This window comes from Lacticaseibacillus sp. 866-1, assembly GCF_016861825.1.
Taxonomy (GTDB): Bacteria; Bacillota; Bacilli; order Lactobacillales; family Lactobacillaceae; genus Lacticaseibacillus.
On the sequence record NZ_BOLU01000015.1, the window covers coordinates 37,333 to 58,204 of the forward strand.

Sequence of the window (20,872 nt, forward strand, 5' to 3'; positions counted from 1 at the left end):
TCCGATTAAAACGGAGGCCACTATGTCACAGGCAACAATTGCAATTGAAAAAATGAAACAAAGCGGAATGCGGGTCACCAAGCAGCGCCGGGCGTTGGTCGCTTATCTGGACGAAAGTGGGCGCTTCGTGCCGGTGACCCAGCTGGATCGGTACATGCGCAGCCAGTATCCGGGGCTGTCCCATGACACGATTTATCGTAATGTGAAGGCCTTTGAACAGCTTGGAATTTTAGAAAGCGACGTGGAAAACGAGCAGGCTATTGTGAAGCTGCAGTGCGACTTCCAGCACCCGCACCACCACCACTTCATCTGCACCAACTGCCACCGGGTCCAGGAAGTCAAAATGTGCCCGCTGGAATACTTTGAAGACCAGCTGCCCGGCGCCAAAATCGCCAGCCACAACTTTGAGCTTTATGGCTTGTGCGCGGCCTGTGCGCAGAAGCTTGGCCGATAATCGATCCCGCGGTGGCGGGATTTTTTAGTGGCCAAAATGCGATGATTGTGTGCTTTTCGGCTTTCTTAAGCGCACACCTTGGTCGTTTAAGTTAGAATCAAGGTAGCAAGTTTTCAAAGGAGGACCAGTAATGGCCTATCGTACTCCGCCGCTGCTGTCACCGGCGGCAATCGTGTCGCTGATCATTTTGATCAGCGGCTATAACTGGATCAATAACACGGTCAACCCGACCAGCACGCCGAAGTCCCCGGCGGCACAGAGCTCCCTGGTGTCCAGCATGAAGGCTAAAGATAGCAGCTCGTCGTCGTCCAGCAGTCCGGCCTCATCGTCGAGCAGCAAGCCGGCCGAGTCTTCCAGCGCGCCGGCGGCCTCGAGTGCCTCGACTTCATCAAGCCAGCCTGAAACCACCACCGGCGAAGGGGCAGAGTCCTCGAGCAGCAGCGAAAGCAGCGTCACGTCCAGCAGCAAGCCAGCCTCGAGCAGCAGCTCCAGCACCCAGACCGGCACCACGACCCAGGGCGGCACTGACGCAACCAGCACCAATCAATAGGAGGTGAGTACATGCTGACGGCTTTAGACGTCCTCAACCGACTGCTCAGTTATTTCAACATTCAAGATAAGGCCAAAGGCAAGGCGTTCACGGTGGTGGCGGGTGCCGCTAACTTTTACATTCTGTATCTAGCCATCACTTGCCTCCGCTATCCCGGTTACCGCATCAAAGGGGTCCTGTTTCTGCTACTGTTTTTGGTCCTGCTGTATTTCGTTGTGCTGAATGTGATTTATTACTACACGGACAAAACGGTGCCGTTTGACATCTCGCCCAAGGTGGAAAAACTCCTTGGTGGGAATCCGGAACGCATGAAAGAGGCCGAATCCGCCCTGACGCGGCAGAATCAGTCCGGCGCGGCCAGCGGGCTGTTCGCTGACCAGCAGCTGCTGCCGACGACCGTGATCAGCTCAGACGCGCAGCAGCACGCGCTGGCCGTCCTGGTCGACCAGCTGGTGAAAACCGGCGCGCTCACATTAAATTATCAAGGGCTTGATGAGCGGGCCGTTCTGCGGGTGGCGCAGCACTCACACAAGCCGGTGTCCGCGATGGGCGGTCCGTTTGACCTGCCATACTTCCGCTTGAGCCAAGAAAATGGCCACCTGCTCGTGTATGGCGGGCTGAATGCCCTGCAGCCGGTGGTGCTGGGCGAGATCACACAGGTCGGTTTGATGCCGGTCAAGCAGGCAGAAAAGGATTATCAGCTCGCTGCTGCCCACGTTTTTCTGCAAGGCGGCGAATCGAAGCGGCCCGGCCGCGCCGGGTTGCTGACCGAACACGCGCCTTATACGATCAGCGTCCAAGTGGCGTACACGCCGCGGCCAAAAGTGACAACGCCGCAATAAAACTTGCACCGCGCCTGAATATTGGTAGAATTATTTAATAGATATGATAATTCGACCAATGTTTCAGACGTTTTTTTGTCCGCTAGATTGTTCTCAAATGGCTGACAAGCGTCTTGAAACCGTGGCCGGATGCGGCACGCTGAAACGGCTTCCAGGCTAGCAGAGCGTGCGGGTGGTTATCAAGCCGTGACTTGACACCTAATTTGCAGGTCATTATTCTTGCAAACAGTTGTCCTGACGCGGTATTCTAGACGCAAGCACTGCGCACTATATTTTGCTTGCGTAAAGGGGGAATCACGATGTCAATGATCGAATTTCACGACGTCGAGAAATACTATGGAAAGTTTCACGCGTTAAAGAACATCAATCTGACCATCGACCGTGGTGAGGTCGTGACCATCATCGGGCCCTCTGGCTCGGGCAAAAGTACGCTGCTGCGCACGATTAACGGCCTGGAGCGAATCACTTCCGGTCAATTGATCGTCAACGATTTCGATCTGGCGGACAAAAAAACGGACATGAACCGCATCCGCAAGAACGTCGGCATGGTTTTCCAGCACTTCAATCTTTACGCAAATAAGACGGTGCTCGAAAATATCACCCTGGGGCCGACATTGGTGCTCAAAGAGGATCAGGCAAAAGCCAAGAAGGAGGCCATGGATCTGCTGGACATGGTCGGGCTCGCCGACCAGGCGCCCAAGTTGCCAGCCGCCCTGTCCGGGGGCCAGAAGCAGCGGGTCGCCATCGCACGGTCGCTCGCAATGAATCCGCGCGCCATTTTATTTGATGAACCGACGTCGGCGCTTGATCCGGAAATGATTGGCGACGTGTTGGACGTCATGCAAAAAATTGCCAAGCAGGGCATGACGATGGTCGTGGTCACCCACGAAATGGGTTTTGCCAAGCGCGTGGGCGACCGCATCGTCTTCATGGCGGACGGCCAGATCCTCGAGGACTCTTCCGACGTGGCCGGCTTCTTCGATCACCCGAAGGAACCGCGGGCGCAGGAATTCATCAGTAAGATCTTGAACCACTAGGAGGGGAGACTATGGCTAAAAGAATTCGCCGCCTCGGCGTGCTTTTTGCCGCTCTTGCCATGCTCCTGGTGGTGAGCGGCTGCGGCAAGTCCGTGGCAGATAGCGATGCGCTGGCCCGCGCCAAGCGGACCGATAAGATCGTTTGGGGCGTCAAGGCCGACACCCGCCTGTTCGGGCTGATGAATACTAAGACTGGCCAGATCCAAGGGTTTGAAGTAGACATGGCGAAGGCCTTGACCAAACAGATCCTGGGCAAAAATGGCAAGGCAGAGCTGACCCAAATCACCTCGGACACCCGCGTGCCAATGCTAAAGGCGGGTAACGTCGACGCCGTGATCGGCACCATGACGATCACGCCAGAGCGGCTCAAGCAGCTCAACTTTTCCAAGAGCTACTTTTCTGCCGGCCAGTCGCTGCTGGTTGCCAAGGGCAGTAAGATCAAGTCAGTCAAGGACCTGAAGAAGGGCACCTCAGTTATCGGGGTTCAGGGCTCAAACTCGGTGGACAACATTAAAAAGGCGGCGCCAGATACCCGGGTGCTGCAGCTGTCCGATTACTCGCAGGCTTTCACGGCGCTGAAGTCCCATCAAGGCGACGCGTTGACGACTGATAACGGCATCCTTTACGGGATGTCGCAGCAGGATCCGCGTTACGTGGTGGTCGGCGGCACCTTCACCAAGGAGCCGTATGGCATCGCGATGAACAAAGGCCAGACCAATTTGACCAACGCGATGAACCAGGCGCTGGACACGCTGCAAAAAAGCGGAACTTACGAACGCTTGCTTAAGAAATGGTTCAGCGACGTGCCGGGCTTTGACGTTCAGGAGGTGCAGCCATGATCAACATCTTGACGAACAATTTTGGCACCCTGATTTCCGGGCTGGGTTACACGCTGCTTTCCTCGATTATCGCCTTGGTCGCCAGCTTGATCATCGGCACGGTGTTTGCGCTGCTTGAGATTTCGCACAAGAAATGGGTCCGCGTCATCGGCAAGGCTTACGTTGAGTTCATTCGCAACATTCCGCTGCTGGTTATCACAATGGCCTTTTACGTCATCGTGCCGCAGTTTGTGATGCAGATGGACGGCTTCACTGCCGGGACCATTGGCCTGACAATCTACACCTCGGCCTTCATCGCCGAAACTGTGCGTGCCGGGATCCAGGCCGTGCCCGCCGGCCAGATGGAAGGCGCCCGCAGCAACGGCCTCAGCTACACGCAGGCCATGGTGCACATCGTGTTTCCGCAGGCCATCAAGATCGTGGTGCCGTCGCTTGGCAATCAGTTCATCAACTTGGTCAAGAATTCGAGTATTCTGGCCTTCGTTGCGGGCTTTGACCTGATGTATCAAGGCAAGATCATTGCAGCCACCACCTTTAACACCTTTGACACCTACTTGGTGGTCGGGGTCTTGTACCTGGTGGTCACGATGCCGATGTCGTACGCGATGCGGTACCTTGAAAAACACTGGTCACGGGCATAGGAAGGGGGAGCGAGAATATGCAAAACTTTATTAATGCTTACTCTGCTGTCAACCTGTCCTACCTGCTCCGCGGTCTGTGGGTCACCGTCGAAGTTTCGGTGGTGTCCATCTTCTTCAGCTTCATCATCGGCACGCTGCTGGGGGTCGCTCGGTACGTCAAAATCAAGTACTTCAGCGCCATCGTTGGGTTCATCATCGACCTGATCCGCAACCTGCCGCTGCTTCTGATTTTGTTCTTCACGTACTTCGCGCTGCCGAACATCGGCATCCGGCTGTCCGTCATCCCGGCGTCGATCATCGCGATGACGGTGTTTGAGTCTGCCATGTTGGCCGAGATTATTCGGTCCGGGATCGGCGCAGTGCCGATCGGTCAAATGGAGGCCGCGCGCAGCAACGGCATGACCTACTCGCAGGCGATGATTCAGATCATCTTGCCCCAGGCCTTTAAGAAAATGATCCCGCCGCTGGTTTCTCAGTTCATTTCCCTGGTTAAGGATACCAGCTTGGCCACGATCATCCTGCTGCCTGAACTGACGCAGCACGCGCAGATCATTTACGGGCAGAACGTCAATTACACGATTCCGATGTTCGCCGCGCTGGCGCTGCTCTACTTCATCGTCAATTATGCGTTGTCGGTCGCGTCGCATGTGATCGACCGGCGCCTCAACTAGTTCCACAACGTCATCGCCGGCTCGGAGATGGCGTTTTTTGGTGGAACAAATTAAAATAAAATGTCAATGTTTTCACTTAAATTTGTATGCGCTATACTTGCCCCAATGTGAGCAAGGAGGCAAACAATGACAGAGGAATTTAATCAGCGCAAAGCGAACCAGCAGGTGCGTCTGCTGCACCAGGCCATTTACGCTGGCTTCAGCGATCTTCAGGACATGCAGATCTGGCATGAGACCCGCGAAGACCACCGGGACGTGCCACCGGCAGACGCCGACTGGCAGCCCGTCAAGGTGGGCGATACTTGGTCCGGCCGCGACGATTACTACTGGCTGCGCTTCAAGGTGCAGGTGCACGCCAGCAAGGCCAGTGAGACCGTGCTGCGCCTGGATCTGGGACGGACTGGGGAAGGCAACAACTCCGGGTTTGAAGCACTGCTGTTTTTGAACGGCAAGCCGCGTCAGGCCGTGGACTCAAATCACGAAGAGGTGTTTTTGGGGCCTGAGTATGATGGCCAAACCGTCGATATTCAGATCATGATGTGGACCGGGCTGGAAGGCGGCGGGCCCAAAAAGATTCAGCATTACGTCTTCACGACCGCGCAGCGCGGGCCGGAGCGGCGGACCGTGCGCCGAGCATACCGGTACCTGAGCAACATCGTCAACCTGATTCCGGAACTCAGCGAAGATAATCCGCTGCGCTACGATTACATTCGCTTGGTCAAGCACGCGTTTAAGGGCTTTTTCTGGGCGACGGCGACCCCTGCGGAAACTGAACAGGACGCCGAGCAGGCGCTGAGTCTGATCGATGCTTTCATTGCCAAGCACCAAAACGAAAAATTGGACTTTGCTGTCGATGCTATTGGTCAGACGCACATCGATGTGGCCTGGCTCTGGCGGTACCGCCACACGCGTGAAAAGGCGCGCCGGTCGTTTGCGACGGCGCTGCGCCTGATGGACCGCTATCCCGACTTCAAGTTCTTCTATTCCACCCCGCAAGTGCACAAGTTTGTTGAAGAAGACGACCCGGAGATGTTCAAGCAGATTCAGGCGCGCGCAGCAGAAGGCCGCTGGGAGCCGGACGGCGGCACCTGGCTGGAGCCGGACACGAACCTGCCAAGCGGTGAGGCCCTGGTGCGCCAATTCCTGTACGGGACGCGCTACTTTGAGCAAAAATTCCACCACAAGCAAACCGTGATGTGGTTGCCGGATGTTTTTGGGTACTCGTACGCGCTGCCCCAAATCATGCAAGGCTTTGGCATCAAACGGTTTGTGACCATCAAAATTTCTTGGAATGACACCAACCGGATGCCCCATGACTTGTTCATGTGGACCGGGCTGGATGGCAGCCGCGTGCTGACACAATTTTTAACCACGGTTGAACGCACCGAGGATTACTCGCAGTCCAAGGTCTGGAACTACACCTATAACGGTGAGATTTCGCCGCATGTCGTAATGGGCTCTTACCACGAGTACAAGGATAAGGACAAGTCCAACGTGCTGCTGATGCCTTATGGCTTTGGTGACGGCGGCGGCGGTCCGACCAAGGAAATGATTGAGAACCTGCACGTGATCGACGCGCTGCCAGGCCTGCCGCACGCCAAGAACAAGACGGTCGCCGATTTCTTCAATGACCTGGAGCAGTCAGTCAAAGGCAACGAGGAGACCTATCCGGAGTGGAACGGTGAGCTCTACCTGGAGTTCCACCGCGGCACTTACACCTCGCAGGCGAAGACGAAGCGCAACAACCGCAAGCTTGAACTCGCATTGCGCCGCGCCGAAATCCTGGCGACTACTGCGCTGGTGGAAAAGGGGACGCCATACCCGAAGGCCGAATTCGACCGGGCCTGGGAGATTTTACTGCGCAACCAGTTCCACGACGTGCTGCCGGGTTCCGCCATTGGCGAGGCCTACGAGGATGTTGATAAGCTTTACGCCGAGGCTTTTGACCTACTGGCCAAAATCACGGCTGCGCGCACTGCTGAAACTAGCGGCATTGAGCTGAGCAATCCCCTGCTTGGCGAAAAAGCGGCGGCATTTGTGCCTGAGAAACAAGCAGGTGAGTTTAAGACCGCGGCGGGGACGACGGTTCAGGCGAAGCGCTTAGGCACGGGTTATGTGTTGCCTAATGTCACCGTGCCGGCCTTGGGGACAACCGCGTTGACCTTCACCCCAATTGGTGAAGCGGCCGCACCGACCCCTAGCCAGACGAACCAGATCGAAACCCCGCATTATCTGATCAAGTGGAATGCGGCCGGGCAGCTGACCTCCGTGTACGACAAGGACAACGACCGGGAAGCCATCAAAACAGGCGGCCTGGGCAATGTTCTGACCATTTATGAAGACCGGCCGACCTCATTTTCCAACTGGAACATTGATGCCGATTATCCGGATAAGTCGCGCACGCTTTCTGCTGAGTCGATCACGACGTATCAGGAAGCGGCCGGCTGCCGCGTGGTCTTCAAGTACCGGTTTGACCAGTCGACGGTCACGCAAACGTTGATTGCCGAAAATGACTCACGCCGGCTTGACTTCAAGACGACGGCTGATTGGCATCAGCACGAACTGCTGCTGCGGACCAGCTTTGACCTGAACGTCCTGACCGATCAGGCGACGTACGACATCCAGTTCGGCAACATTCAGCGCTCGGTTGCCCGCAACACCTCCTGGGAACAAGCCAAGTTCGAGGTCGTCGGCCACCAGTGGGCCGACTTCTCCCAGCGCAACTTTGGGGTGGCGCTGCTTAACGACAGCAAGTACGGTTATGCGGCGACTGACCGCGGGCTGTCGTTGTCTCTGATCAAGTGTGGGGTCTACCCGGATACTGATGCGGATCAGGGACTGCACGAGTTCACCTACAGCTTGCTGCCGCACCGTGGCGACTTCATCGAAGGGCGCGTGGCGGAAGCAGCCGCGGACTTGAACGACCCCGTGGTCGTGCGGCAAAATGCGGCGAGCGGCCTGACGCCGCTGTTCACGTTTGAAAAGGCGGACGCGGTTCAGGTCGATGCCATCAAGGCGAGCGAGGACGGTGATGCGGTCATCTTGCGGTTGCACAACAACACGCCTGGCGACACGCAGCTGCGCATTTCGCCGACCTTCGCTTTTGCCAGTGCCGAGCGGGTGGAGCTGGATGAATCGCCAGTGGCTGAGCTGACCGCTGGGGATGATGGCGCGTTTGACCTGGCGCTGAAGCCGTACCAGATTTTGACCGTGGCCTTCAAGCGGAATTAATCTCGGAAGCTCTCATACTTTTCTCACATAAGTGCTTGACACTTATCAGATTTTCATTTAGTATGACTGTCAATAAAGACGAAGAGTAGCAGAGTAGCTGAGTCAGCCATGTCAGTGAGCCGCGGTGAGTGGAAAGCGGTGATGGTCAATCAGCGAAAGTAGGCTATGAGTTGGTGCGGCGACTACGGAAGTTGCACCTGGGATTGCGCCCATTACAGCAATGGCATATTGCCGAATGAATCGGCCGTACGCTCAGAGGTCTAGTTGGCGACGACTAGGCGAATTAAGGTGGTAACGCGCGCAAGCGCCCTTAGCAAATCATTTGCTAGGGGCGCTTTTCCTGTCTTCCGGGATTCTCTCTAGCTCGCGCCTTTTCGTTAATCTTTCATTGGAGGCAGCATTATGGCAAACACCAATCCGAAGCTGACCAAGCGTCAGTACATCACTTTAGGCTCCATGCTATTCGGCCTGTTCTTTGGCGCCGGCAACCTGATCTTCCCAATTCATTTAGGTCAGCTGGCAGGCGGCAACTGGCTTCCGGCCACGTTGGGGTTTCTGCTGTCGGCCGTGCTGCTGCCGCTGCTGGCCATTCTCGCCATTTCGATGACCGAATCCGATTCGATGTTCCACCTGGCCCGGCCGGTCGGGCGCGGGTTCGCGCTGTTTTTCCTGATTGCCACGCACGCCAGCTTGGGCCTGTTGATCGCGACTCCGCGCACGGCAACGGTCGCGTTTGAAATGGCGGTCCAACCGTTCATCGGCCAAGAAAATACTCGCTGGTGGCTTTTGGGGTTCACGGCGCTTTACTTTGCCGCCGCGTACTTCTTTTCCCGCAAGCCGTCGAAGATGACCGATTACGTGGGTAAAATCCTAAATCCGTTGCTGCTGCTGTTGCTGGCCAGCGCGTTCATTGCGGCGTTTCTCATCAAAGGGGACGGTGGGACGCTGCTTCGCGCCACGCACGCCACCGCGGCGGGCAGCAACCTCACCAACGGCTTTTTGCAGGGTTACAACACCATGGATGCGCTGGCCGGCCTGGGCTTTGGGGTCACCATTGTCACTGCGCTTGGGTTCTTCGGCGTTAATCGGCCGCTTCAGCGCTCGAAGGATGTGGCGAAGGTTGGCGCCTTGGCCATGGGTCTGGAGGCAATCATCTACGCGCTGCTGATCGCGCTGGGGGTGCTCTCGCTGAACTTTACCAAGCTGTCAGCCAATGGCGGCCCGGCGTTCACAGCAATCATGACGCATTACACCGGGCTGATTGGCACGGGGCTGCTTGCGGCGATGACGCTGCTGGCCTGTCTGACCTCCGCTATCGGTTTGGTGACCTCGCTGTCGCAGGACTTGGGTCACCGCTTTCCTAAAATCGGCTTCAAGCGGTTTTTGCCACTGACCTGCACGGGCTCGTTCATCATCGCCAACTTCGGGCTGAATGACATCATCACGCTGTCCACACCAGTGCTGATGCTGCTGTACCCGCTGGCCATCGCGCTGATCGTGCTGGGCATCTTGCACCCGTTCATCGGCAAGAACCCAATCATTTATAAAACGACCGTCTTCATGACGCTGATTCCGGCCGTCCTCGACGCGTTGCACTCACTTTACACGGCCTTTCCAGCGCTTTCGCTGCTCAAGGGGATCGATGCGTTTGCCAGCACCTACATTCCGTTGTTTAACATTTCGATGGACTTCCTGCCGTTTATGCTGATCGGCCTGATCGGCGGTACGCTGATTGCTAAGCTGTCCGGCCAGCCGCTGCGAGATCAGTCTTACGAGGCGCTCGACAGCGAAGATTAGGTTATGCTTCTTCCCAAAAGTACAAAGCGGCCAGTGAGGGACTTTTTGCCCCCGCTGGCCACTTTGCGTTGTTCATCAAGATTACGATTTGAAGATTGAATTTTTCGACTGTGTCTGGTGCATCATTCGAAATGGTGGCGTTACCTGATTTAACGGGAAACAAAAGGCATTGGTGTGACGGTATTTTTCTATTTGCAAATTGACAAAACGAGTTAGCCACTGGTTAAGTCACGAATAGCACTTTGAAATTTTTCATCGTTGAGTTTCAGGTCCAAATCATCTCTCATTTCATCAAAGAGCATTTCTAAGATGGCAAGGTAATTCTCGTAGCTTAACTGCCCGGTTGTCACGTCCAACCAAATGGTGCCGTCATCTGAGTTGCCGGCGCTCAGTAGGAGATGATGCTCTGATAAGCTCACACTGTTGTCCTCCTTAAGGCTGAATTCGTCAACTGATGTGACTGGGTGAAATGTTTTGATTATCTTATAAAGAATACGCCAGATACCAACTTTCTCCTGTACTCAGAAAGTTTACAAAAACCGTCACAGGCAGTAAGGCCGAAGCCAGATTACCTATGACGGTTAGAGCGGAAGTTAGCCCTTAATCTTAATTCAATTGAGTTTGGGGACTTAGTCTTCCTCAACCAGATACTGCCGCAGCTTGCCAGCCTGAATCGGGTTGACAGTGGTTTTGACCTTCGTGCCATTTTCCACGTACTCAGTCTTGATCACACCGGTTTCGCGGTTGATGAAATCGACGAGCTGACCCTGGTCAAACGGGATCAGGTAGGTGTGAACGGCGGAGTCCGCGAAGACACGCGCCGTGATCATCTGAACCAGCTTGTCCAGCGACGCCGGATCCTTGGCGGAGTATATCAGCGTGTTGCCGTTCTCCTCAGGGAAGCGGGTGCCGGGCCGCAGATCTGCCTTGTTGTAGGCCTCGATCATCGGGATATTCTCGATACCGATGCTTTTCAGGGTGTCGGTGGTGACCTTCATCATTTCTGGGTAGTGCTCGTCGTGATAGTCGACAACCTGGATCAGGAGGTCGGCGTTGGCCGCCTCGGCCAGCGTCGCTTTGAACGAGTCGATCAGGTTATGCGGGAGCTTGGACACGAAGCCAACCGTGTCGGACAGCAGGAACTTCCGGTTGTCCTTCAGGCTGATCTGACGCACCGAGGTGTCCAAGGTCGCAAACAGCATGTCTTTTTCAAAAACTTGTTTGTCGGCGCCGCGGTCGGTGTAGCGGTCCAGCAGTCCGTTCATTGTTGTGGACTTGCCGGCGTTCGTGTAACCGACTAAGGCGACGACAGGCAGCTTGTTTTCTTTGCGCTGGGCGCGGCGCACTTCCTCGCCGACATCGGCGTCCTTGAGCTCGCGCCGCAGCCGGGCGATGCGCTTGTTCAGCACCCGCTTGTCCATTTCCAGCTTGGTTTCACCGGCGCCGCGGTTAGCCAAACCGCCGGCGCCACCGCCGCCTTGCTGGTCCAGTTTATTCGCTGACGGGTGCAGACGCGGCAGGGCGTATTGCAGCTGGGCAATTTCGACCTGCGCCTGAGCTGTTTTGCTGGCCGCGCGCGAGGCAAAAATGTCGAGAATCAGCTGAGTGCGGTCGACGACGTGCAGCTTCATTTCCTTTTCCAGGTTGCGCAGCTGCGACGGGGACAGCTCATCGTTGATGACCACGGTGGTCGCGTCATTGGCGCGCGCCAGTTCCGCGACTTCCTCAACCTTGCCAGAGCCAAAATAGGTGGCGCCGGTTGGCCGGTCCAGGTTTTGGCGAGTGTCGCCGACCACGTCATAGTGGCGGGCCAAGGCAAGCTCCTTGAGTTCCTGCATCGAGTAGTCAAAATTTTCTTGCATCCGGGAGATCCCGGCGATAATTACTTTTTCAGGTATTTCTTGCATAAATCCTCCATTGGGCACTGCTTGCCGCACTTCACAAAAAAAGGGGCGCACTAAGCTCCCCAGACGTGTGAAACCGGCTCGCAAGCAGCGCAAAAACGATTAGTCATTGGTCGGCGTTGCCTTTCTTAAGCGCATCGCAAGTCGGCTCCTTTCCTTATAGATGCCTTCAGTCTAACACGATTAGGCGATTCCAGCCAATTAGGCCTTCGGCGCTGGCGACGTGCCTTGGGCCAGTTTACCCAGCTTTTCGCCCAGCGGCTCGACCGGCTTGGTCAGGACCTGAACCTTGCCCGAGATTACCTGCATGCGCAGGGGCAGGCCCACGCTTGGGTCGCCGTCAATGCGACTCTTGAGCTTCGTATTCGGCGTCTTGTTCTCGATGGTCAGACTGTCGGCGGCAAAGTACGTCATCCCCGGCAGCTTGGCAAAATTCCCGGTCAGAAAGTACGGCAGCATCAGCAAAAAGCCGCCAAGCGTCGGTTTTGGCGCGACGAAGACGTGAAACAGGCCGTCGTCGGGCTTGGCCTGCGGGGCAAAATTGCGAAAGCCGCCGACCGAGTTGGTCATGGTGACCAACAGAAAGCTGGTGTTGCGCTCCCAAGTGGTCCCGTTTCCGGCGATTTTCAAGTGCCAGTGCTGGTTGCGGCTCAGCGAGTTCAGCCCGCGCGTGAGATACACAATCGGTCCGAAGCGCTGCTTGTCTTTTTGCGAAACGGACACCGCCGCGTTGGCCAACACGCCCAGCGTCAGCGTTGAAATCATGACGCGGTCGTTGACGATGCCGATGTCCAGGTCATGCGGCGTGCCTTCCAGCAGGTTGACCAGAGCCAGGTCGGGCATCAGCGGGATGTGCAGCACCTTGGCCAAGTTGTTGACGGTGCCTTGGGGGATGATGCCTAGGCGCGGCGGGGTGCGGCGTTTGACCAGCCCGCCGGCCACCTGATTGATCGTGCCGTCGCCGCCGATGGCCACGACCACCTCGCTTTTGGCGTGAAAGGCCAAGTCAGTGGCGTCGCCCGGGGCTTTGGTCGGCTGTAGGAGGGCGGTGTGGCCCGCTGCTTTGATGCGGCTGGCCATGTGCTCAGCCACTGCCGAGGCCCCTTTGCGCCCAGCCTCCGGATTGTAAATCAGTGTGTAAGAAGTCATACGCGCATCCCTCCAATAGCTCCAGTGTAACACGCTGGGGCCGAGGCGTTAGACGTGAAAAGCGGGCACTCACCAGCGCATACTTTAGAAAAAGGGGGAATCGCCATGTTACACACGACGCTGATCATTGCAGGAGCGCTCACCATCGGTACCGTGGCTGTGCTGACGGTCGTGCGCAGACGGACCAATGTGCCGGTGCCAATGCCGGTCGCTCGCCGCCGTTGAATTTTTGTGAAGGCTCGAGGTGCGGATCGGTCCTCGCCGCGACCTAATGAAAGCCCCTGACAAGTGTTTAGAAAACTTGCCAGGGGCTTTTGCGTGATGTTGTGAATTTAGGTTAGTTCTCTTCCGTGACGATCCCCCGCCGGCCGTTGCGCGTGGCGGACAAGGTTACCGCGACCATCACAATGTCGATCACAAGGATGACGCCCCACTTGAGGGCGACCGGTGCGTTTGCCAGGATACTGGTGGCTAAGCCGTAGCTGACAAGCGCAATCAAGGCAACGTCGGTCACGATGGTGATCAAGACCCAGGTGGTCGGCTTGAACGCATTACCGCTTTGCTGGCGTTTGGCGATCCACGGCATCATGAAGCCAAGCACGACCATGCCGATTGGCACGATGATGTTCATTGCCAGCTGCAGCGCGAAGGTATCAGCAGTGGCGTCAGTCGGGAAGAAGCCCAACAGTGCAAGCAGCGCGGTGATGCCGAGCATCCACGCGCCGACGAAAATGGCCACGTGGCGGTTCTTCAGGTAAGTGTAGCTTGGCTTCGGGAACCGCTCCGGGTGAATGCGGACCATCAGGTAGGCCCAGAACAGGAAGCAGGTCGAGGCCGGTGACACGATGCCGTTCAGGTTGAGCAGCCAGTTGAAGATGTCGTTGATCTTCGGCAGCAGGCCGCCCAGCGCCATGATCAAGGCACACAGGATGGTGGTCATCCAGTAGCCGTTGATCGGCAGGCCGTCGCTGTTTTTCTTGGTCAGCTGACGCGGCATGAAGCGCTTGGCCACATCCGACAAGAAGACGCGGGTCGAGGCGTCCAGGATGACGGCCAGCTGGGCGAGCATGTAAATGCCCTGCACGCCGGCAAACACGTACATGAGGCTCTTACCCATGCCGAACTGCTCCCCGATACGCAGGAACGCGTAGTAGGAGCCGTTCATTTTCAGATCGTTCGGCAGGTGGTGGGCATTGAAGTACACGCCCAAAGAAAAGGTGCCAAGGAGAGTCAGGAACATCGTCATGATGGCAATCATCTTCAGGGCCTTGGGGAAATCCTTGGCCGGGTGCTTCATGTCAGCGGTGTATGGCGCCGCCAGTTCCGAGCCGTTCATCGCGAAGACGAACAGACCGAACGTGGACAGGAAGCCCAGTGAGAAGAAGTCCTTGGGGATGAACGCCTTGAAGTTGAACGGGTGGGTGGCAATCGGGTTGCCCTTAGCCAGCCCCACAAAGGTCATGATGACGAACAGCACGGTCATGATGAACATGGCCCCGCCGCCGATGGTGGACATCACTTCCAGTGACTTGTTCTTAAACAGGTGCTGGATCCAGATGAAGACCACGAAAATCGCGGCGGTGGTGATCCCAAACCAGGCATTACCCAGGTGGGCCTGAATGTTGCCGTTACCGGAGATGATCCACCCCAGCGAGATGACGACCGAGTTGGCGACATCGACAACGTAAGGCAGGCCGGTGATCCAGTAGAACCAAGCGGCGTAGTAGCCGACGGTGTCGCCGTTGGTTTCGCGCATCCATGAGGTGATGCCGCCGCCGCGTTCGGCGAAGGTCGAGCCCATGTGGGCGACGATCAGGTTGTAAGGAAGCACGTACAGGAACGTCATCAGGACCCATGAGGTGACGGCGACGAGTCCTTGGTTCTGGAAGTTATAAATAATATCATCAAAGCCGATGACGGTGACGAAATCCATCAGGCCGACAATGACCCATGGAATATATTCTTTTCTATCTTTAGTATCCATTTTTTCCTCCGAGTGTGACTAAGTACGGTCAACTCTCAAAGGCCCGGGGCTTTATTTCTGCGCATAGGGCTCCTCCAAGTCAGACAATTTTGTCTTACCCATTTTACCCTATATTGGTTTTCAGTAAACACCTAAAATGAAGGACCCGGTGTGACTGGAGAAAATTGTCCCACGAATGTTGAACCGCATGAAAATAAACTCGGACACATTTGGGTGAGCCCAAACAAAAACGCCACCAGCCGTCTGGCCGATGGTGGCGTAAAATGGTGACTAATTCTTTCACGCGGCGCTAACGCCTTTGCGGCCGTTGCGCGTGATCAGCAGCACGAGCCCCACTGCAAGCAGGTCGAAGACAATGACCAGTGCCAGCTTAGGCAGGGCGGCAAGGCTCGCAAACAGGCGCACATCGATGCCGTAGCTGACGGCTGCGACCGCCCCAATCGCGAGTAGCACGGTGATGATCTGCCAGCCGCGAACGCTGAAGGCCGCCCCGCGGGCTTGCTGCCGCTTGGCGAGCCAAGGCATCATGAAGCCCAGGATGATCATCCCTGCCGGTACCGCAAAATTTAGCGTCAGCATGGTGGCGAAGGTCTTCGGATCTGAATCGGTTGGGAAGAAGCCCATGACCGCCAGAATGAAGGTGACGCCGAACATCCACAGGCCGACCAGAAAGCCCAGCTTGTCAGACTTGATGTAGGTGTATTCCGGGGTCTTGAATTGGTCGGAGTGCCGCCGCAGCATCATGAAGGCCCAAAACAGGAAGCAAGTCGCAAACGGCGATACAATGCCGTTCAGGTCCAGCAGCCAGTTGAAGATGTCGTTGATTTTCGGCAGCAGGCCGCCGAGAGCCATGATGACGCCACAAATCGCGGTGGTCAGCCAGTAGCCGTTGATCGGCAGGCCATCGCTGTTCTTCTTGGTCAGCTGCTTGGGCAGGAAGCGTTTGTTCACGTCGGCCAGGAAAATCCGAGTAGAACCGTCCAGCAGAATGGCCAGCTGCGCCAGGTCGTACAGCAGCTGCGTGACCGTGAAGGTGTACAGCAGCGTGTTGCCCAGGCCAAACTGATGACCGATCAGCTGAAATGCGTAGTAATTCCCGTTCATTTTCAAGTCGTTCGGCAGGTGGTGGGCGTTAAAGTAGACGCCCAGACTGAAGGTGCCAAATAGAGTCAGGAACATGGTCATGATGGCGATCATCTTCAGCGACTTGGGAAAATCGCGACTCGGGTGCTTCATGTTGCCCGTGTACGGCGCGGCCATTTCGGAGCCGTTCATCGCGAAGACGAACAGGCCGAACGTGGACAGAAAGCGGAAGGACCAGAAGTGCTTCGGCATGAAGGCCTGCAGGTTGAACGGATGGGTGGCGATCGGCCGGCCCTGCTTCAGGCCGACGAACGTCATGATGACAAACATCACCGTCATCCCAAACATGGCGATCCCGCCGATAGTGGACATGACCTCCAAGCTCTTGTTCTTGAAGAGGTGCTCGAGCCAGATGAAGACCACGAACACGAAGGCGGACAGAATTCCGAACCACGCGTTCCCCATGTGCGACTGAATGTTGCCGTCGCCGTTAAGGATCCAGCCGGCGGAAATGATGACTGAGTTGGCCACGTCCACAACGTAAGGCAGTTCAGTGATCCAGTAAAACCAGCCGGCAAAGTAGCCGACCGTATCGCCGTTGGTCCGGCGCATCCAGGACGTGATGCCGCCGCCTTCGTCAGAGAAGGTCGACCCCATGTGCGCGACGATCAGGTTGTAGGGGATGACGTAAAAGAACGTCATCAGCACCCAGGTGAACAGCGCGACCAAGCCCTGATTGCGAAAATTATAAATAATATCATCAAAGCCAATCACGGTGACGAAGTCCATCAGGGCGATGATGAACCATGGAATGTAATGATTTTTTTCGTCTAATTCATTATTCATTTGATTACTCCTCAGCTGTCAGTGACGTTCAACAAACCGAGGGCCGGGGGCTTTGTTGCGGGCCATGACCACCCTCCTCACGGGCACTGTGCGGCAAACTTGCACAGTTTACTTATGACACTATTGATTAATTCTAGACGTCTTTTCAGAAAATTCTAGGCCATTTCAGAAAATATGTTGAGAAATGGTTAAGCGACTTACAGAGTTGTTAGCGGCCACCCGCAAAACGTAAGGTCACAGCGCGGCGTTTTACGTTACGATATTGGCATGGACAAATTAGGGGGCACTCGCCTCAAATGGAGGAATCAACATGGCAGAGCAACCGGTCGTCAGCGTTAAGGACGTCACCAAAACTTATGGCAAGCGCGGCGAAAAGCAGTATCAGGCCTTGAAAGGCATCACGTTTGATGTGCAGCCCGGCGAATTTGTCGGCATCATGGGGGCCAGCGGCTCCGGTAAAACCACGCTGCTCAACATTTTAAGCACACTGGACCGGCCGACTTCCGGAAGCGTCGCAATCAACGGCCAGGACGTCACCGCGTTGCGGGGCAACCAGCTGTCTGATTTTCGGGCCAAGCGAGTCGGGTTTATTTTCCAGGACTTCAACTTACTTGAGAACTTGACGGCCCGCGAAAACATTGCGCTGCCGATGGCGCTTCAAAACGTCAAAAGTGCCCAGCAGCAGACGGCAGTGACCCAAATCGCCCAGACGCTAGGTATCGATGCGGTGCTCGACCACTACCCAACGGAGCTGTCCGGCGGCCAAAAGCAACGCGTCGCGGCCGCCCGCGCCTTGGTGCAGCAGCCGGCAATCCTGTTTGGCGATGAGCCGACCGGGGCCTTGGACTCGCAGTCCGCACGCGAGCTGCTGAATACGATGGCGCAGCTGAATGACCAGCAGCATGTGTCGATCCTGCTGGTGACGCATGACCCGTTTTCTGCCAGCTACGCCAAGCGCATCCTGTTCATCAAGGATGGCCAAATCGGCCAGGAGCTGGTGCACGGCGAAAAGACGCAGGAGCAGTTCTACCAGGAGATTTTAACGACCCTGGGCACATTTCAGCAGTAAGGAGGCGGGAAGATGTTACGCAAATTAGCACTCGGCGGGATCCGCTCCCGCTTTCGCGATTACGCGGTCCTGTTTTCCGGACTGGTGATCGGCAGCGCGGTGTTTTACATGTTTCTCAGCCTCGCAACCAACAAGGCGTTTCTGACCGCCAACACCATGGTGGGGATGACCTCGTTCATCTTCGGCTTTGGGGAGGTTCTGCTGGTGATCATCACAACGGTGTACATCGTTTACGCCAACAGTTTCCTGATGAGTATGCGCCAGCGCGACTACGCGATGTTCATGATGCTCGGCGCCAAAAGTCGCAAAATTGCGCAGTTGATTTTTATTGAGACGGTCACGGTCGGCGTGCTCGCCGCCGTGGTCGGCATCGCCTTAGGCATGGGCCTGACCGGCGTGGCCGGACACGTCTTAATGGCGCAGCTGCACGCCCCGGCGACGCATTTTTCCGTGGTTTGGCCGCCGGCAATCATGTGGACGTTTGTCTTTTTCCTGCTGATGTTTGTGGTCGGCGCGCTGATCAACGCGCACAACCTGCTTAAAACACCGCTGCTGGACCTGCTGCACGCGGCCACGACCCCGAACCGGCTGAAGACAAAAAAATGGGTGCTGGGGATTCAGGCCGTTTTGGCGGTGGTGCTGCTGGCAATCGGGTATTGGGCGATGAGCCAGCTGGCCAAGCTGGTCCTGGCCGGCATCGCAATTGCGCTGGTCACCATCGTGCTGGGTTCCTATTTTCTGTTTAATGCGCTGCTGGTGTGGCTGATCGGCCTGCTGAAAAAGAATAAGCGCTTTGCCGCCAAGGGCCTGCACACGTTCACGCTCAGCCAGCTCAGTTTTCGCATCCGAGATTACACTCGGATTCTGGCTGTCGTGTCCATTCTGTTTGCGCTGGCCCTCGGTGCCATTACCGTCGGGCTGGGATTTGAGCATGACATCCCGGACCTGGCCTCGAAGCAAAATGCGTACGATACGGTCGTCGTTGATCCGAATGCGGCCACCATGGCCAAGGCGCGCCAGCTGACCGGGGTCAAGGCCCAGATCAACTACCACCTCAAACAAGACGCCAAGCACGTTTACTTCAACGCTTCGGAACTGGACCGTGACCCAGTGCTGGTGGTTCAGTTTGCCCGTGGGCCGGTCAAATTCACAAAGCTGACCGCCGCCAATTTTGCTCAGAAGAGCGGCGATTACGATAGCCAGTTAGGCCAGTTTTTGCCGGCCAAAGCGCAGGGCAAGCAGCTCGCCGTACTGACCGCAAGCCAATTTGCCGCCTTGACTAGTCCAGTGCAAACTGCGCACACCTGGCGGCTGAAGGACTTCACGGCTAACTACGACCAGCTCTCAGCGTTGAACAAGGCCATCGTCGCCCAGTACGGCAAAGAAAGCACCGCCGTTTACGGGCAGAAGTTTACCTATTACGACATGATCAACGGCGCCTTTTCGGGGATGGCCTTTATGGGCTTCTTCCTGGGCATCGCGTTCCTAGCCATGCTCGCGTCGACCTTGATGTTCAAGATTCTCAGCGGAGCGTCCTATGACCAAAGCCGCTATCTGATGCTGCAAAAAATCGGCGTGCGGCCAGGCCTGCTGCGCAAGTCCGTGCGCCAGGAGATCGGGGCCCTGTTCTTCTTTCCTGGCCTACTTGGCGTGATCCACGTGCTGTTTGGCCTGAAGATGTTTGTCGGTCTACTTCAGGAGCCTTATGGTCACTTGCTGCTGCCGTTCGGGTTGTTCCTAGTGCTGTATGCTGTATACTACCTGCTGACCGTGTGGCTGTATGAGCGCATTGTCATCCAGAAGGATATCGCGACTGATTGAGGCGACTTGAACAATCACGAATCGATATTTGACTTTTCAGAAAGGCGGCTGTTTAGCCGCCTTTTTTGATGTGGGAAAAGTAGCCGGCAGCCCCATTCTGATGCGGTCTGAGCCGAATGCTTGACATTGCCAGAGGCAAGCAGTATGCTAGCTCTCGTTTTCAAATTACAGCGGCTCGCGTTGGGGCGAGTCAGGGGGGCTATCATGATTTCGCAAGACATGGCGTTCGCGCCAATCGATGATATTGGTGCGATCACATATCCAAGCTTGGCTGGGCTTTCCTGCCCGCACTGCGGGGCTGACCATTTTGTGCCGGTGCGTCTTTCGCACCGCAAATTGCGGATGGATATGGTGATGGAAGATGATTCGGTGCAACCGGTCGCCTTCAAACCCATCGAAGTGCAGTGCCTCGTCTGCGGCCGGCGCTTTGACGCGCAGCCGCATGATGCGAGCGCTGAAGAACGCCTCGCCGTGCCGCATACGCTGACCATCACCCGCGAGAAGAATCGGCTAGGTGGGACGGTGTACGTGATGCTCAACGGCTTTGCCCAGTGCCTGCCAATCGAAAACGGCGAAACCTTGCAGCTGGAGATCAACACCAAGGATGTGTACATCTTTGTGGCCGGCAACACCAAACGGTTTGATCGGCAAAACGCCTTCCACCTGAGTCTGACCGATCTGTCCCCGGATCCTGAGGTCAGCTTCAAGTTTCACCCTCAATTTCTGTAATCAAGCGCAGCGGTTCTCGTGATGAGGGCCGCTTTTTTCGTGGTGTAAAAATCAATCAAAAAACCGGCCGTCACGATGACGACCGATTATCGGCGCTACGATATTTGGAGTTGAAAGGCATCTTGCCTCGAAACTCCTTTTTATATACCATTTTTATGTCTGAGCACACAAAGAGGACATTACACTGTCCCTTGTCTGCTCTCCGACCAAAGAAATTAGAAATGG

General features: G+C 56.1%; 17 protein-coding genes. 12 read left to right on the forward strand and 5 right to left on the reverse strand.

What is annotated here, in order from left to right:
• Positions 1-22: 22 nt before the first annotated feature.
• From JUE30_RS06145 to brnQ, 9 genes are all read left to right on the forward strand, one after another.
• Entirely contained in the window at positions 23-454 is a 432-nt protein-coding gene (locus tag JUE30_RS06145) for a Fur family transcriptional regulator (protein ID WP_203624087.1), read from the forward strand.
• Positions 455-584: 130 nt separating this feature from the next.
• Entirely contained in the window at positions 585-1,004 is a 420-nt protein-coding gene (locus tag JUE30_RS06150; RefSeq protein WP_203624088.1) for a hypothetical protein, read from the forward strand.
• Positions 1,005-1,015: 11 nt separating this feature from the next.
• Entirely contained in the window at positions 1,016-1,846 is an 831-nt protein-coding gene (locus tag JUE30_RS06155) for a DUF6681 family protein (protein WP_203624089.1), read from the forward strand.
• Between the two features lie 299 nt (positions 1,847-2,145).
• Complete coding sequence (locus tag JUE30_RS06160; protein WP_304599160.1) at positions 2,146-2,883, forward strand: amino acid ABC transporter ATP-binding protein; 738 nt, start codon at positions 2,146-2,148, stop codon at positions 2,881-2,883.
• 11 nt (positions 2,884-2,894) lie between these two features.
• Positions 2,895-3,722, forward strand: a complete 828-nt coding sequence (locus JUE30_RS06165; RefSeq protein ID WP_203624090.1) for a transporter substrate-binding domain-containing protein — start codon at positions 2,895-2,897, stop codon at positions 3,720-3,722.
• A complete protein-coding gene (locus JUE30_RS06170) occupies positions 3,719-4,363 on the forward strand; it encodes an amino acid ABC transporter permease (protein WP_125756870.1) in 645 nt (214 codons plus the stop codon). The genes JUE30_RS06165 and JUE30_RS06170 overlap by 4 nt, the downstream gene beginning before the upstream one ends.
• 17 nt (positions 4,364-4,380) lie before the next feature.
• Positions 4,381-5,034, forward strand: coding sequence for an amino acid ABC transporter permease (locus tag JUE30_RS06175; protein ID WP_203624091.1), 654 nt, complete (start codon positions 4,381-4,383; stop codon positions 5,032-5,034).
• A 126-nt stretch (positions 5,035-5,160) separates the two neighbouring features.
• A complete protein-coding gene (locus tag JUE30_RS06180; RefSeq protein ID WP_203624092.1) occupies positions 5,161-8,265 on the forward strand; it encodes a glycoside hydrolase family 38 C-terminal domain-containing protein in 3,105 nt (1,034 codons plus the stop codon).
• Between the two features lie 402 nt (positions 8,266-8,667).
• Positions 8,668-10,062, forward strand: a complete 1,395-nt coding sequence (brnQ, locus tag JUE30_RS06185) for a branched-chain amino acid transport system II carrier protein (protein ID WP_203624093.1) — start codon at positions 8,668-8,670, stop codon at positions 10,060-10,062.
• Between the two features lie 212 nt (positions 10,063-10,274).
• On the opposite strand, the gene JUE30_RS06190 is transcribed toward brnQ, so the two are convergent.
• From JUE30_RS06190 to JUE30_RS06210, 5 genes are all read right to left on the reverse strand, one after another.
• Positions 10,275-10,481, reverse strand: a complete 207-nt coding sequence (locus JUE30_RS06190; protein WP_203624094.1) for a hypothetical protein — start codon at positions 10,479-10,481, stop codon at positions 10,275-10,277.
• Between the two features lie 210 nt (positions 10,482-10,691).
• Entirely contained in the window at positions 10,692-11,969 is a 1,278-nt protein-coding gene (gene hflX, locus JUE30_RS06195; protein WP_203624095.1) for a GTPase HflX, read from the reverse strand.
• A gap of 198 nt (positions 11,970-12,167) precedes the next feature.
• A complete protein-coding gene (locus tag JUE30_RS06200; RefSeq protein WP_203624096.1) occupies positions 12,168-13,115 on the reverse strand; it encodes a diacylglycerol kinase family protein in 948 nt (315 codons plus the stop codon).
• A 337-nt stretch (positions 13,116-13,452) separates the two neighbouring features.
• Positions 13,453-15,099 carry an APC family permease gene (locus JUE30_RS06205; protein WP_203624097.1) on the reverse strand — a complete coding sequence of 549 codons (1,647 nt, stop codon included), beginning with the start codon at positions 15,097-15,099 and terminating at the stop codon, positions 13,453-13,455.
• 279 nt (positions 15,100-15,378) lie between these two features.
• Positions 15,379-17,028, reverse strand: coding sequence for an APC family permease (locus tag JUE30_RS06210; RefSeq protein ID WP_203624098.1), 1,650 nt, complete (start codon positions 17,026-17,028; stop codon positions 15,379-15,381).
• A 310-nt stretch (positions 17,029-17,338) separates the two neighbouring features.
• On the opposite strand from JUE30_RS06210, the gene JUE30_RS06215 reads away from it, so the two are divergent.
• The 3 genes from JUE30_RS06215 (at position 17,339) to JUE30_RS06225 (ending at position 20,647) form a co-directional block, all read left to right on the forward strand.
• A complete protein-coding gene (locus tag JUE30_RS06215; RefSeq protein WP_203624099.1) occupies positions 17,339-18,097 on the forward strand; it encodes an ABC transporter ATP-binding protein in 759 nt (252 codons plus the stop codon).
• A gap of 12 nt (positions 18,098-18,109) precedes the next feature.
• Complete coding sequence (locus tag JUE30_RS06220) at positions 18,110-19,918, forward strand: FtsX-like permease family protein (RefSeq protein ID WP_203624100.1); 1,809 nt, start codon at positions 18,110-18,112, stop codon at positions 19,916-19,918.
• A 204-nt stretch (positions 19,919-20,122) separates the two neighbouring features.
• Positions 20,123-20,647 (forward strand): hypothetical protein, encoded by a 525-nt coding sequence (locus JUE30_RS06225; protein ID WP_125754689.1) that lies wholly within the window; start codon positions 20,123-20,125, stop codon positions 20,645-20,647.
• Positions 20,648-20,872 lie beyond the last annotated feature (225 nt).